This window comes from Tardiphaga sp. OK246 (genome assembly GCF_900188215.1).
Classification (GTDB): Bacteria; Pseudomonadota; Alphaproteobacteria; order Rhizobiales; family Xanthobacteraceae; genus Tardiphaga; species Tardiphaga robiniae.
The window spans coordinates 264,941-279,382 of the sequence record NZ_FZOX01000002.1; the positions used below are offsets into that span (position 1 = coordinate 264,941).

Consider the following 14,442-nt stretch of genomic DNA (forward strand, 5'->3'; position numbering starts at 1 on the left):
GTGCAACCGATCCGATGGGAGACGGCGATGCCAGTCACAAGAATAGTCACCGGAGAATGGGCGCAGGGCCGCGAGATCGAGGTCATCGAGGCCGTGCAGTCGGCGATGCTGGCGGCGCTCAAAATTCCCGACTGGGACCGCGACGTGACGGTGGATACCTATAGCGAGACGCAGCGCATCGTGCCGATCGGGCGCTCGCAGCGTTTCACGCGGGTCGAGATCACGATGTTTGCCGGCCGCTCCATCGAGGCCAAGCGCAGCCTTTACCAGACGATCGTGCAGAACCTTGCGGCGCTCGGCGTGCCGGAACTCGAGATCAAGATCGTGCTGAACGAGCAGCCTTTGGAGAACTGGGGCGTACGCGGCGGCTTGCCGGCCTCCGAGATCGAACTCAGTTTCAAGGTCGACGTCTAGGACGCAGCAGCGGGCTCCGCGGCGGCGGTGCCGTCGCCGCCCTTGTAGACCCGCATGTAGCGTCGGCCGAGGCTGGTCAGCACCTCATAGGCGATGGTACCGTAGTGATGCGCGAGTTCGTCGACAGTGATGCCGTCGCCGATCAGCGTTGCCAGATGGCCGCGGCGGGCGGCGTTATGGGGCAGGTCGGTGATATCCACCGCGAGCAGATCCATGGAGATGCGGCCGGCGATCTGGCAGCGCTGGCCGGCGATGATGACTTCGGCGCCGCGGGTACCATCGCTGCTGCCGGCAGCGCGGAAGTAACCATCGGCATAGCCGGCCGCGATGATTGCAAGTCTGGTCGGACGCCGCGCCACCCAGGTGGCGCCGTAGCCGACGCTGTCGCCGCGCTCGACACTGCGGGTCTGCAGGATGCGCACTTTGAGATCGACCACAGGCGCCATCGGATTGTCGGCTTCCGGCGTCGGATTAACGCCGTAGAGCGCGGCACCCGGACGCATCAGATCGAACTGATAGGCCGCGCCGAGATAGATGCCCGACGAATTCGCGAGGGATGCCGGCACGCCGGAGAACAGCGAGGACGCCTCGCGGAAACTGGAATATTGCCGGGCGTTCATCGGATTGTGTAGTTGTTCAGCACAGGCGAGGTGGCTCATCACCAGCGTGAAGCCGTGATCGCCCGAGCCGAGGCGCGGGATCAGGCCCTGGACGTCAACCAGGCCGAGGCCCAGCCGGTTCATACCGGTGTCGATATGCACCGCCGCGCCGCCCTTCCAGCCGGTGCGGCGGCAGAACATGTCCCATTCGGCGAGTTCGTTGAGATCGCCGATCACCGGCTGCACATTGATGGCGGCCAGCGCATCGCCGGAATTCGGCGGAAAACCGTTCAGGAGATAGATCGCGGCTTCGGGTGCGGCCGCGCGGGCGGCGCGAGCTTCGTCGAAGGTCGCGACAAAAAAGGTCTTGCAGCCCGCCTTCGCCAGCGCGCGCACCACGGGGGTGATGCCGCAGCCATAGGCGTCTGCTTTCACCGCTGCGCCGCATTCGGCGGGCACGCCGTGTTTTTCGAGCTTGCGCCAATTGGCGACAATGGCGTCGAGGTCGATGGTCAGCATGCCGCTGGCGTCTGCGGGCAACTCCATATCCGCGGGAGTTGTTGGTTTGGGGGCGGAGACGCTGTTCATCGAAATGTCCTGGCACAGGGATCGTGTGATGGGATCACACGATCGAATTCTGCGCCGCACAATATGCGCGCGTCAGAGACGGTTCAACCGCACCCGCGTCACTCCTGCGGGGCGCGGAACTGGGCGCCACCGGCGAGATCGCTGAAGCGGGTGAACTGGCCTTCGAACTGCAGGTCGACGGTGCCTGTGGGGCCGTGACGCTGCTTGGCGATGATGACTTCGGCCTTGCCGTGCGCAAGATCCATCTCGAGCTGCCATTTCTCGTGTTCGGGCGTGCCGAGTCGCGGCTCCTTGGCCTGCAGATAGTATTCCTCGCGATACACGAAGACCACCACGTCGGCGTCCTGCTCGATCGATCCGGATTCACGCAAGTCGGACAGCTGCGGATGCTTGTCTTCACGATTTTCGACCTGACGCGAGAGCTGCGACAGCGCCACTACCGGGCAGTTCAGTTCCTTCGCCAGCGCCTTGAGGCTGGTGGTGATCTCGGTGACTTCCTGCACGCGGTTGTCGGAGCGCTTGCCGGAGCCCTGCAGCAGCTGGATGTAGTCCACCATGATGACGTCGAGGCCCTTTTGCCGCTTCAGGCGGCGGGCGCGGGCGGTGAGCTGCGAGATCGACAGGCCGCCGGTTTCGTCGACGTAAAGCGGCAGGTTCTGCAGCTTGATGGTGTAGTCGCGGATCTTGTCGAATTCGGCTTGGGTGATGCCGCCGCGGCGGATCGCGCTGGAGGAAATCTCGGTCTGCTCGGCGAGAATACGCGTGGCGAGCTGTTCGGCCGACATTTCGCAGGAGAAGAAGCCGACGACGCCGCCATTGATGGTTTTCATGCTGCCGTCGGGCTGCACTTCGGACTGATAGGCGGCGGCGATGTTGTAGGCGATGTTGGTGGCCAGCGAGGTCTTGCCCATGCCGGGGCGTCCGGCGAGCACGATCAAGTCGGAGCGCTGCAAGCCGCCCATGCGGGCGTCGAGGTCGCGCAACCCGCTGGAGATGCCCGACAGTTTGCCGTCGCGCTGATAGGCGTTGGCCGCCATGTCCAGCGCGGTGGTCATTGCCTGGGAGAAGCGCTGGAAGCCGCCGTCATAGCGGCCGGCTTCGGCCAGCTCATAGAGCCGGCGCTCGGCATCCTCGATCTGGGCGCGGGGAGCGAAGTCCACCGGCGCGTCATAAGCGACGTTGACCATGTCCTCGCCGACATTGATCAGCTGGCGGCGGATTGCCAGTTCGTAGATCGTGCGGCCGTAATCCTGCGCATTGATGATGGTGGTGGCTTCGGCGGCGAGGCGGGCGAGATATTGGCCCACGGTCATGCCGCCGAGATCCGTGTCGGTCGGCAGGAAGGTCTTCAGCGTCACGGGTGTGGCGATCTTGCCGGCGCGCACGATGGCAGCGGCCGTTTCGAAGATGGTCTGGTGGATCGGCTCGAAGAAATGCTCGGCCTTGAGGAAGTCCGAGACCCGGTAGAAGGCGTCGTTATTGACCAGGATCGCGCCCAGCACGCCCTGTTCCGCCTCGATATTGTGCGGCGCCGACCGATAGGCCGGGGTGCCCGCCTCGGGGGTGAGCTTGAGAACGTTCGAATCGAATGCGGCCATGGTCTCTATTGGGTCTTCCGAATTGGGCGGATGAACGGCGTGGTCACGCGGGCGTCGGCGACTAAGCGCCTGACGGTCTCCGAGTGGAAGGACGAAGCGGCCTTATGCACGATTCACACATCAAGGCGGGGGAATTCCGGCCGGTGGCGCGCATTGCGCTTGACGCTTCCACCGCAGCAAGGGGAGGGGTCTGAATCATTGCTTAAGGAACCCGGAAAAATTGCGCCCCGCGCCTGAACCGGATGGCGATCTCTCGCACTTATAAGAGAGCCAGCCGCTGGCAGGCACGGCAGTGCCGGAACCCCACGGGGAGCCGGGCGTTGGCTTCAAAACGAATAAGAGGCGAAGGATAGATCCATGAGCCAGCGTCACCAGCATCCCAATGCCGGAACTCAGGCTGCCGGAACCGACGGTTCTGCGTGGTTGTCCACACTGATCGACACGTTCGAGCGCACCGCGCAGCTTGAAAATGTCCCATGCGATACGAAAGCGCTCTCCGCCGCCAAAGCGCGCCTCCAGCGCCCCGCCATTTTGCGGCCACGGCCTGTCTTGCGCCGCCGGCAGGCGACGCTCCTATTCCAGCACTAAACCAGCCTATTCGCCGGCAATTTGCAGACGCGGTTGCTGGGTCCGTTCCCTGGCTCGAAGCCGATCTTCCTCCCGCCCGATATAATCCCGCGTGAACGGCACCACGTCCTGACGTTTGGTGAGCTGGATCTGGAAGTTCATCACGTTCTGCATGCGAAACGACATTTCGGACGCCGCCAGATAGAACTCCCACATCCGCGCAAAGCGCTCGTCATAGAGCCGCACGGCTTCCTCGCGTCGTGCCATGAAGCGCTCGCGCCATGCCTTGAGCGTCTCGGCATAATGCAGCCGCAGGATTTCGATGTCCGAGACCAGTAACCCGGCCCGTTCGATGGCCGGGAGAACTTCCGACAAAGCGGGGATGTAGCCGCCGGGGAAAATGTACTTGGCGACCCATGGATTGGTGATACCGGGTCCCTCAGGGCGGCCGATGGAGTGCAGCACCATGACGCCGTCCTCTGTCAGGAGTTCAGCGCATCGCTTGAAGTAGGTGTCGTAGTGGTCGACGCCGACATGTTCGAACATGCCGACGGAGACGATGCGGTGGAATGGACCGGGGATGTCGCGATAGTCCTCGAGCAGGAATTTTGCGCGGTCTTTGAGGTTTTTCTCGCCGGCCCGGGCATTGGCGACCTGCAGCTGTTCGGTGGACAGCGTAACGCCGGTGACATTGGCACCGGTCATCTCTGCCAGATAGAGACCAAGCCCTCCCCAGCCGGAGCCGATGTCGAGTACGCGTTGGCCTTTTTCGATGAGCATCTTGGCCGCGAGGTGGCGCTTCTTGGCGAGCTGGGCGTCGTCCAGGGTCGCGTCCGGTCCTTCGAAATAGGCGCAGCTATATTGCTTGTCGGCATCCAGAAACAATGAGTAGAGCCGGCCGTCCAAATCGTAGTGATGGGCAACGTTGTTGCGGGAGCGCTTGCGGGGATTGAACTGCTGGGCGTGGCGCAGGACGTAGCGGAGCCACCATTGCAGCTTGGCCCAGCGGGGCGCCATGTCAGGCTGGTTCAGGGCGATGGCGAGCAGGTCGGCAATGGTGCCACGCTCCATAACGAGGAGCCCGTCCATGAATATCTCGCCGAGTGCCAGTTCGGGATCGAGAAGTAGTCGGCGTTGGGCGGCTTTGGTGACGAAGCGAGCAGAGACGGGAGGCCCGGAGCCATCACCGAAGGTGAATTGTTGGCCGGAGGCCGTAGTGAAGGTTATTGCCCCTCGGCGAATGTACTGACTCAGGAAGAATCGCAACAGACGGTCCATCGAAATCACCCCAATGATCCGATCACGCGCAAACTGAAGCAACAGCGTAACTTCCCGCCGTGCACGAGATCAACTGTCTCCCTAGCTCTTGAGTAAAAGATAGTAGTGGTGCACCGCCTGTGCCAATGCGCACGCTGCAATGCCGCTATCCCGATTGTTCCGATCACATCGTTGCGATATGTCGATGCTTCCATTCACGTCACAATCGGATACAAGGTGATCCGCGTGATTAAGCTAGCCACATCAGGAGATTGAAATGTTGAGCCGAGCGCTCAGTTTAGCGACGGTGATGCTCCTGATTGGCTTCGCGGCAGTCCCGGCACAGGCCCAAAACCTCGAAGCCGGAAAGTCACCCTCCCAGATTTTCGCGGGCGGCTGTGCCGTGTGCCATAAAAGTCCGCGCGGGCTGCTGAAGACGGTGGCACCCGGTCAGTTGCCGGCCTTCCTGCGCCAGCACTACACCACAAGTACAGATATGGCGGCGTCGATGGCCGCTTATGTCGTGTCCAACGGGGCGGCCGACCGCCGTCCTGCCGGGGATAACCTGACGCGTCAGGGCCGTGAACTCACGACCGAGCAGAAGCCGGCCCCGGCCGATGCCAGGCCCGGTGCTGCGCCGCCGCCCGAGGCTCCGCCGCCGGGACGCCGGCTACGTCCGCAGGAGGCCGCCAAGCCCGATGCCGATGTTGCACCAGCTCAGGCCGAGCCCGGCACGCGCCAGGGCCGCAATGCCCGGCGACAGGCGCGCCCGGCGACAGACAATCCCGAAGCGAAGCCCGATGCGGCCAAGCCCGTAGACGCACAGTCGCCGGCTGCCGCCGAAGCAGAGCGTCCCGCGCAGAAGCAAAAGCTTGGCAAGAAGGGACGCCGTCATCAGGAAGAGCCGCCGAAGGCCGAACCTGTAAAGGACGAGCCCAAGGTCGAACCCAAGTCTGAGCCGAAGGCTGAGCCGAAGGCTGAGCCGCGGCCGGAGCCGGCCAAGACCGAGCCTGCGAAGCCCGCTGAAGAGAGCAAGCCTGAGGCGAAGCCCGAAGCCAAGCCTGAGACGCCGGCACTTCGTCCAGATCCCGTTCCGTCGGTCACGCCGGCACCGAAGGCGCCTGAAGGGGAAAGCCGTCCGGCGCCAGCCGAGCCGGCGCCTCCTGCGCCGGCAGCCCCTGCGTCTCCGCCCGCAGCAACGCCGGCCCCGGCACCTGTGGCTCCAACGCCTCCGCCAGCCGCAGCTCCGCCGCCAGCGGTCGTGCCTCCCGCAACTCCGCCAGTGCCCGCGCCGACTCCTGTGGCTCCAGCTGCGCCTTCGCCCGCACCGGCCGCGCCGCCACCACCGGCGCCTCCGGCCTCGTCAGGTCCGCCGGTGCCGCCGATCTCGCAGTAGTAGATCAGCCGTCGTTTGAGTGACGATACAAAAAAGCCCGGCCAATCTGGCCGGGCTTTTCTCGTTTGAGCAGAAGCTCTGAGGCGCGTGGCTTAGCCGTTGTCTTCTTCGGCGTTGCCCTGTGCGTCCGGATCGAAGAACTCGCCAGCGGCGGCCAGTGCTTCGGCGGCTGCGTCCTGATCTTCCTGACGGCTCGAGATGTCTTCGCCGCGGTTGATGCGCTCGGCTTCGTCGGCCGAACGGGCAACGGTGACGCTGACGCTGACTTCGACTTCCGGATGCACGGCGATCGAGATCTTGTGCTGGCCGATGGTCTTGATCGGCGCGTCGAGCAGCACCTGGCTGCGGGCGAAGGTGACGCCGTCAGCCTCGAAGGTGGCGATGATGTCGCGCACCGACACCGAACCGAACAGCTGACCGGTTTCCGACGCCTGACGGATGATGACGACGTTGCGGCCGTCGATCTTCTCGGCAACCGTGGTGGCTTCCGCCTTGGCCTTGATGTTGTTGGCTTCGAGGTCAGCCTTCATGCCGTCGTACTTGGCGCGGTTGTCTGCGGTGGCGCGCAGCGCCTTGCCACGCTTCAGCAGAAAGTTGCGGCCGTAGCCGTCCTTGACGCGGACGACTTCGCCCATCTGGCCGAGCTTGGCGACGCGTTCGAGCAAAATGACTTCCATAATCGTTCTCCTTTAAGTGTTGAGCAGGTGTTGAGTTGAGGTGAGTTGGTCAGGCCACCGTCGAAGAAGGTGGCTTGCGTGCGAGAAAACGTTGGCGAAATCCGAAGAAGGCATCGGCGAGGCCGAGGCCAACCATGGTGAGGATGGGCCAGCCGAGGACGAGCACCATGGCGTAGGTCAGACCGAGCACCATCACGCGGCTTTTCATGCCCATGGTCAGCGTATGCAGCGCGGCGAAGCCGGTGAGGGCATAGGCCATCATCAGCGCCGAGGTGACGATCTGCGAAAAGATGCCGACGATGCCGCCCATGAAGGACAGCGCGATGGCCAGACACAGCGCGACCATCGTCATCGGCGGCAGTGCTGCGGATTTCAGCTCAGGCCACGGCCGATTCAGCCGGCCCGATGTCACGATGATGCGGCCGGCGAGCCAGAGATTGAGCGTCAGCGTCATGATCGCGACGATGGCGGCGGCAGCCGGAGCGATCGTCACCAGCGCATTGATGACCTGCTCGGAGTCGCCAGCGCCGCCGCGCGATCCCAGGATGCGGGTCAGAGCGCGGCGCAGCGCCGAGACGATAGTGTCGCCATCGGTGCCGAGGGTCAGCAGCGCGCCCATGGTCGTGAATGCGGCGAAACCCGCTGTCCACAGCAGCATACGGCCGACCGGATACCATTCGACCACGGGCGGTGTCGCGGCTGCGCCATTCACGCCCGGCACTTCTGCAGTCACTGGACGGCCGAGCAATGCGAGATGGCCGAGCCACCATGCGGGCAGTGCCACGGTGAAGACGAAGGCGGCGAGATAGGGCATGCCGAACAGCAGGCCGAGCGAGGTGCCGGCTGCGATGCCGCCGATGGCAGCAGTCACCGGACCCCAGCCGAGAGCGGCCACCATCAAGGGCAGCGGCGCGAGATAGAACAGCAAAAGGGAAATCAACGCGCCCGAAATGATCGAGGCGAACATCAGCGCTGAGGCAGCGCCGGCGGCAAACGCGATGAGAAGACTTGCGATCATCAGCTGTCCCGCCCCCTTTGAGCGGTTAGAGGCACTTGCCCCAACCATCGGCGACCGGACGACCCGGAAGCCTTATGAGAAATAGAAGCGACCGGCGGCACGAGGCCGCCGGTCGAAAACCGCCTTAGCGAATAACGTAGGGGAGCAGACCGAGGAAACGCGAGCGCTTGATGGCGCGGGCGAGTTCACGCTGCTTCTTGGCGGAGACGGCCGTGATGCGGCTCGGCACGATCTTGCCGCGCTCGGAGACGTAACGCATCAGCAGCTTGGAATCCTTGTAGTCGATCTTCGGCGCGTTCGGACCCGTGAACGGGCAGGTCTTGCGACGGCGGAAAAACGGACGACGTGCACCAGCTTCAGCCATTATTCTTACTCCTCAACCGATGCTGCTTCGTCGTCACGCGGACGACGCGGACCACGATCACCACGGAAGCCACCGCCTTCACGGTCGCCACGGAAACCGCCGCCTTCGCGGTCGCCACGGAAGCCACCGCCACGGTCGTCGCGTTCACGATCACGATCAGCCTTGCGCATCATGGCGCTCGGGCCTTCCTCGTGCTCTTCGACGCGGACGGTCAGATAACGGATGACGTCTTCGCTGATACGCTCCTGGCGCTCAATCTCGGTGACCGCCGCGGACGGGGCATCGAGGTTCATCAGCACGAAGTGCGCCTTGCGATTCTTGTTCATGCGATAGGTCAGGGAGCGCACGCCCCAGTTTTCCATCTTCACGACCTTGCCGCCGAGACCTTCGACGATGCCGGTCATCTGGGTGGTGAGGTCTTCGACCTGCTGTGCGCTCGCATCCTGACGTGCGAGAAATACATGCTCATAAAGAGGCATGGCTGTCCTTTCCAAGGTTAGCGCGTTTCCCGGCGGCAAGCCCTTCGAACCCTTATGGAAAGGACTCGATATTGCTCAGAAGGCGGGAGCACGGGACGACGGACCAACTGGCCCTATCGCAACAAACCTGTGTGTGATTTTGCTGTGACCGTCCGTTCAGCTCCCGGCCGGGATCTGCGGATCGGGGCCTTATACGGATTTTCCCAGTAATGGCAAGCGAAACAGGGGCCAAATGAGCGGATTCCGGGAGCGGGCGGGAACCCGGATCGTGGTGCATCCTGGGCGCTGCGGCTTGACATTCCCCGTCGTGCCAGTGTCTTACGGCGCACGTTTGAACGAGTTTAAGCCAAAAAACATGACGGGGCGTCAATGACCGCAGCATTTACCTTTCCGGGGCAGGGTTCCCAGGCGGTCGGCATGGGCAAGGCGCTCGCGGATGCATTTCCCGCCGCTAAGGCCGTATTCGACGAGGTCGATTCGGCCCTCAACGAGAAGCTCACGGGAATCATCTGGGATGGCCCGGCCGAGACGCTGCAATTGACCGAAAACGCCCAGCCGGCGCTGATGGCGGTGTCGCTGGCGACCATGCGGGTGCTTGAGGTCGAGGCGGGCATCTCGCTGGCCAAAGACGCCGCGTTCGTGGCCGGTCATTCGCTCGGCGAATATTCGGCGCTGGCAGCGGCGGGAAGTCTCTCGGTCACGGATGCGGCCCGCCTGCTGCGAACCCGCGGTCTGGCCATGCAGAAGGCCGTGCCGGTGGGTGTCGGCGCTATGGCGGCGTTGCTCGGCCTCGATTACGAGACCGCCGTGGCCGTTGCTGAAGAAGCTGCACAGGGCGAAGTGTGCCACGCCGCCAACGACAATGGCGGCGGTCAGGTGGTGGTGTCCGGCAACAAGGCTGCGGTCGAACGCGCGCTGGAGATCGCCAAGACCAAGGGCGCCAAGCGTGCGATGTTGCTGCCGGTGTCGGCGCCGTTCCATTGCAGCCTGATGCAGCCCGCCGCCGACGTGATGGCGGAGGCGCTGGCCAAGGTCACGATCAACAAGCCTGCGGTGCCACTGGTGTCCAACGTGCTGGCCGCGCCAATCTCGGATCCCGATGAAATCCGCCGCCGCCTGGTCGAGCAGGTCACCGGCACCGTGCGCTGGCGCGAATGCGTATCCTATATGGCAGGCCAGGGCGTGACGCGTTTCCTAGAGGTCGGCTCCGGCAAGGTGCTGAGCGGACTTGTCAAACGCATTGCCGAAGGCGCCGTCGGCGTCGCCGTCGGCGGACCCAATGACATTGCCGCCGCCAAGGATGCGCTCGCAGCAGCGCGTTCGGCGTAAGCGGCCAGAGGAGAAGACAAGATGTTCGATTTGACAGGCAAGACGGCGCTCGTGACCGGCGCGACTGGTGGCATCGGCGAAGCCATCGCCACAGCTCTGCATGCTCAGGGCGCGACGGTGGCGCTATCCGGAACGCGCAAGGCGGTTCTCGAAACGCTGGCTGCGAAGCTCGGCGATCGCACGCATGTGCTGCCGTGCAATCTTTCCAACGCCGCTGAGGTCGAAGAGTTGGTGCCGTCAGCCGAGAAAGCCATGGGCCAGCTCGACATCCTCGTTAGCAATGCCGGGATCACCCGCGATAATCTGTTCGTCCAGTTGAAGGACGAAGACTGGGATGACGTAATCAACGTCAATCTGACCGCGACCTTCCGCCTCGCACGCGCCGCAACCAAGCTGATGATGCGCAAGCGCTTCGGCCGCATCATCGCCATCACTTCGGTGGTCGGCGTCACTGGAAATCCCGGGCAGGGGAATTACACCGCAGCGAAAGCCGGCCTGATCGGCATGATGAAAACGCTGGGGGCGGAATACGCCAAGCGCAACGTGACGGCCAATTGCATTGCACCCGGTTTCATCGCAACGCCGATGACCGATGTGCTCAATGACAAGCAGCGCGAAACGATTCTGACCAAGGTGCCGGCAGGGCGTCTTGGCTCGCCGGAAGATATTGCGGCAGCTGCGGTCTATCTGAGCTCAAATGAGGCGGCTTACGTCACCGGACAGACGATTCATGTCAATGGCGGCATGGCGATGATCTAAGCGTCGGGGGAACCCCAACGTCGTGATTTAATTGAGGTTTGGACAGTCGCCGGGCTATGTGGCCAAGCCAAATGAAGTATGGTAACCGAACCTCCAACGGTGGGGCAAAGAAGGCCATTGCAGGAATTTGAAACCCTGTATATTGGCGGGGACGAGCCTGCCGTTTTCGCGAGGCTCCGTCCGGGACGACGGGGTCAATCCAGAGACGCGCAACTGCGCAAGGTTTAACGAGTTAAACGCTCCACGATGGCTCGTATCGTCTGCGGACGGGCCCAATGTAACAAGCACGAGGTTGATATGAGCGAGATTGGCGAGCGAGTGAAGAAGATCGTGGTTGAACACCTTGGTGTTGAACCCGAGAAGGTGGTCGATGCCGCGAGCTTCATCGATGATCTCGGCGCTGACAGCCTCGACACGGTCGAGCTCGTGATGGCGTTCGAAGAAGAGTTCGGCTGCGAAATTCCGGACGATGCCGCCGAGACGATTCTGACCGTCGGCGACGCAACCAAGTTTCTCGAGAAGAACGCAAAGAGCTGACACCTTCGCGCGACACATTTTGAAGCCGGCCGGATCGCGTTTGTGCGATCCACCGGCTTCTTGCTGTGACGCGTAGGCATTGCTCAAAGGCATTGGCTCAAGGATGGGCCATGGAGGTACGACAATGAGGCGGGTGGTCGTCACAGGCCTTGGCATGGTGTCGCCACTTGGCTGCGGCGTCGAGCCGACCTGGAAGCGCATCCTCAACGGTGAGAGCGGCGCAAAGCGGATCGATACATTCGATGTATCCGATCTCACCAGCCAGATCGCCTGTGTGATTCCACGCGGCGACGGCACGGGCGGTACCTTCAATCCCGACCAGTGGATGGAGCCGAAAGACCAGCGCAAGGTCGACGACTTCATCATCTATGCGATGTGCGCCGCCAAGCAGGCGCTCGACGATGCCAACTGGCACCCCGACAATGAAGACGATCGCTGCGCCACCGGCGTGATGATCGGCTCCGGCATCGGCGGTCTGTCCGGCATTGCCGATACCGCATTGCTTCTGAAAGAGCGCGGCCCGCGCAAAGTGTCGCCGTTCTTCATTCCTGGCCGCCTAATCAATCTCGCTTCGGGATATGTCTCGATCGAGCACGGCCTTAAAGGCCCCAATCACTCCGTCGTCACCGCATGTTCGACCGGCGCGCACGCGATCGGCGATGCCGGCCGTCTGATCGCGCTCGGCGACGCCGATGTCATGGTCGCCGGCGGTACCGAGTCGCCAATCAGCCGTTTGGCGATGGCCGGCTTCGCGGCAGCACGCGCGCTGTCGACCAATTTCAACGAAGCGCCGGAGAAAGCGTCGCGGCCCTACGACAAGGACCGCGATGGTTTCGTCATGGGCGAGGGGGCCGGCGTCGTGGTGCTCGAAGAGTACGAGCACGCCAAAGCGCGCGGCGCACGCATCTATGCCGAGATCATCGGCTACGGCATGTCGGGCGATGCCTACCACATCACCTCGCCGACGCCCGATGGCGATGGTGCGTTCCGCAGCATGAACGCTGCGATGAAGCGCGCCGGCATTGCCGCGGCCGACATCGACTACATCAATGCGCACGGCACCTCGACGCCACTCGGCGACGAGATCGAACTCGGTGCAGTTCAGCGGCTGCTCGGCAATGCCGCGTCGAAAGTGTCGATGTCGTCGACGAAGTCGTCGATCGGCCATCTGCTCGGTGCGGCCGGTGCGGTCGAGGCCATCTTCTGTGTGCTTGCGATTCGGGATAACATCGCGCCGCCGACGATCAATCTCGACAATCCGTCGGTGGAAACTGCGATCGATCTCGTCGCATTGACCCCGCGCAAGCGCGAGATCAACATTGCCTTGTCGAATTCATTCGGTTTCGGCGGTACTAATGCGTCCGTGATCCTACAGCGCGTGGCTGGTTAGAGAACCTCCACCGTTTCGCCGTATTCCGCGCTAATTCCTACACTGGGCGTATGTTATTGACGGGGATCGTGTTTGTCCCCGTCACGATTGAAGCGACAGGATCAGGTACTATCGATGAGTGAGAGGCCGCCCATTTCGCCGAGGAGTCCGCGTGCCGCGCTGGAGCCGGAGCAGGTTCCGCCGCCGCCGAAGCGTTCCGATCATGCGCGTAATCCGCTCGTGGTTGCCGGTAATGCCATCATCACCATCATTATCGTCGCCATGCTCGGTGCAGGTGGCGCGTATGTCTATGGTCGCCAGGCGCTGGAAGCGCCGGGACCGCTGCAGGAAGAAAAGGTCGTCAATATCCCCGCGCGTGCGGGCAAAGGCGACATCGCCGAAGCGTTGCTGCGCGAAGGCGTGATCTCAGCCAATCGCTGGGTTTTCATCGGCGCCGTGTTTGCGTTGAAGGCCAGCTCGGAACTGAAGCCCGGCGAATATCTGTTCCAGAAGAACGCCAATCTGCGCGATGTCATCGGCACCATCGTCGAAGGCAAGGTCGTGCAACACTCCATCACGATTCCCGAAGGCTTGACCTCCGAGCAGATCGTCGCGCGTTTGACCGATAGCGACATCTTCACCGGCTCGATCCGTGAAATGCCACGCGAAGGCACGTTGTTGCCCGAGACATACAAATTCCCCCGTGGCACGCCGCGCGACCAGGTGATCCAGCGCATGCAGCAATTGCAGAAGCGCGTGCTGGCCGAAGTCTGGGAACGCCGTAACGCCGACATTCCGGCGAAGACGCCTGAACAGCTGGTGACGCTCGCCTCGATCGTCGAGAAGGAAACCGGCCGCGCCGATGAGCGCAGCCGGGTGGCCGCCGTGTTCGCCAACCGCTTGCGCCAGAAGATGAAGCTGCAGTCGGATCCGACGATCATCTATGGCATCGTCGGCGGCAAGGGCACATTGGGCCGTCCGATCAAGCGCAGCGAGATCCAGCAGCCGTCGCCCTACAATACCTATGTGGTCGAAGGCCTACCGCCAGGCCCGATCGCCAATCCGGGCCGTGCGTCGCTCGAAGCGACCGCCAACCCGGCACGCACCCGCGACCTCTTCTTCGTTGCCGATGGCACCGGCGGTCACGCCTTTACCGAAACCTACGACGCGCACCAGAAGAACGTCAGCAAGCTGCGCGCGCTCGAGAAGGCCGTCCAAAACGACGCTGTCGAGCCGCCGGAAGAGGCTACTGCTGCGCCTACCGGAGCGGCGACGGATCCTGCCGCCGCGACGGGTACAAGTCCGGTCAGGCCCGCCGCACCGGCCAAACAGCGTGCCCGTACGGCTCCTGCGCCAGCCGCGCCGGCCCGTCAGGGCGCTGCGCAGTCGACGGGTACACCGCCGGTTGTCCAGCAATAGGCCGTACCACCAAGCCCTGTGCTGGCTTCTGCTTCGAATTCCCCTTGGCCTGAAAAGGCCCTAACCTGAGCC

Annotated in this window: 15 protein-coding genes; 8 read left to right on the plus strand and 7 right to left on the minus strand. The window is 63.1% G+C overall.

Annotated elements, in window-relative coordinates; all coding sequences use genetic code 11:
- Positions 1-27: 27 nt before the first annotated feature.
- Positions 28-414 (plus strand): tautomerase family protein, encoded by a 387-nt coding sequence (locus CHC01_RS08645; RefSeq protein WP_089263928.1) that lies wholly within the window; start codon positions 28-30, stop codon positions 412-414.
- Here the strand turns inward: CHC01_RS08645 and alr are convergent.
- Positions 411-1,601 carry an alanine racemase gene (gene alr / locus CHC01_RS08650; protein ID WP_089263929.1) on the minus strand — a complete coding sequence of 397 codons (1,191 nt, stop codon included), beginning with the start codon at positions 1,599-1,601 and terminating at the stop codon, positions 411-413. The two genes, CHC01_RS08645 and alr, sit on opposite strands and share 4 nt — an antisense overlap.
- Before the next feature lie 98 nt (positions 1,602-1,699).
- A complete protein-coding gene (locus CHC01_RS08655) occupies positions 1,700-3,199 on the minus strand; it encodes a replicative DNA helicase (protein ID WP_068731048.1) in 1,500 nt (499 codons plus the stop codon).
- Between the two features lie 357 nt (positions 3,200-3,556).
- Between CHC01_RS08655 and CHC01_RS08660 the strand changes: the two genes are divergently transcribed.
- The gene (locus CHC01_RS08660; protein ID WP_089263930.1) at positions 3,557-3,787 is read left to right on the plus strand and encodes a hypothetical protein; all 231 of its coding nucleotides are present in this window, start codon (positions 3,557-3,559) and stop codon (positions 3,785-3,787) included.
- 6 nt (positions 3,788-3,793) lie between these two features.
- Here the strand turns inward: CHC01_RS08660 and CHC01_RS08665 are convergent, their stop codons facing one another.
- On the minus strand, positions 3,794-5,044 hold the full coding sequence (locus CHC01_RS08665) for a cyclopropane fatty acid synthase (protein WP_089263931.1): 1,251 nt from the start codon (positions 5,042-5,044) through the stop codon (positions 3,794-3,796).
- 256 nt (positions 5,045-5,300) lie between these two features.
- On the opposite strand from CHC01_RS08665, the gene CHC01_RS08670 reads away from it, so the two are divergent.
- On the plus strand, positions 5,301-6,419 hold the full coding sequence (locus tag CHC01_RS08670; RefSeq protein WP_089263932.1) for a hypothetical protein: 1,119 nt from the start codon (positions 5,301-5,303) through the stop codon (positions 6,417-6,419).
- Positions 6,420-6,511: 92 nt separating this feature from the next.
- Here CHC01_RS08670 and rplI read toward each other — a convergent pair whose 3' ends face one another.
- The 4 genes from rplI to rpsF all read right to left on the minus strand — a co-directional run bounded on the left by rplI (position 6,512) and on the right by rpsF (position 8,957).
- The gene (rplI, locus tag CHC01_RS08675; protein WP_089263933.1) at positions 6,512-7,096 is read right to left on the minus strand and encodes a 50S ribosomal protein L9; all 585 of its coding nucleotides are present in this window, start codon (positions 7,094-7,096) and stop codon (positions 6,512-6,514) included.
- Positions 7,097-7,145: 49 nt separating this feature from the next.
- The gene (locus tag CHC01_RS08680) at positions 7,146-8,114 is read right to left on the minus strand and encodes a hypothetical protein (RefSeq protein ID WP_089263934.1); all 969 of its coding nucleotides are present in this window, start codon (positions 8,112-8,114) and stop codon (positions 7,146-7,148) included.
- A gap of 124 nt (positions 8,115-8,238) precedes the next feature.
- Positions 8,239-8,478 (minus strand): 30S ribosomal protein S18, encoded by a 240-nt coding sequence (rpsR, locus tag CHC01_RS08685; RefSeq protein WP_002711478.1) that lies wholly within the window; start codon positions 8,476-8,478, stop codon positions 8,239-8,241.
- Between the two features lie 5 nt (positions 8,479-8,483).
- Entirely contained in the window at positions 8,484-8,957 is a 474-nt protein-coding gene (gene rpsF / locus CHC01_RS08690; RefSeq protein WP_068731054.1) for a 30S ribosomal protein S6, read from the minus strand.
- 369 nt (positions 8,958-9,326) lie between these two features.
- Here rpsF and fabD point away from each other — a divergent pair, with 369 nt between their 5' ends.
- From fabD to mltG, 5 genes are all read left to right on the plus strand, one after another.
- Positions 9,327-10,286 (plus strand): ACP S-malonyltransferase, encoded by a 960-nt coding sequence (fabD, locus tag CHC01_RS08695; protein ID WP_089263935.1) that lies wholly within the window; start codon positions 9,327-9,329, stop codon positions 10,284-10,286.
- 21 nt (positions 10,287-10,307) lie between these two features.
- Entirely contained in the window at positions 10,308-11,045 is a 738-nt protein-coding gene (fabG, locus tag CHC01_RS08700; protein ID WP_089263936.1) for a 3-oxoacyl-[acyl-carrier-protein] reductase, read from the plus strand.
- Positions 11,046-11,342: 297 nt separating this feature from the next.
- On the plus strand, positions 11,343-11,582 hold the full coding sequence (locus tag CHC01_RS08705) for an acyl carrier protein (protein ID WP_006020277.1): 240 nt from the start codon (positions 11,343-11,345) through the stop codon (positions 11,580-11,582).
- A gap of 124 nt (positions 11,583-11,706) precedes the next feature.
- A complete protein-coding gene (gene fabF / locus CHC01_RS08710) occupies positions 11,707-12,972 on the plus strand; it encodes a beta-ketoacyl-ACP synthase II (RefSeq protein ID WP_089263937.1) in 1,266 nt (421 codons plus the stop codon).
- Positions 12,973-13,086: 114 nt separating this feature from the next.
- Positions 13,087-14,370, plus strand: a complete 1,284-nt coding sequence (gene mltG, locus CHC01_RS08715) for an endolytic transglycosylase MltG (protein ID WP_089263938.1) — start codon at positions 13,087-13,089, stop codon at positions 14,368-14,370.
- Positions 14,371-14,442: the final 72 nt, after the last annotated feature.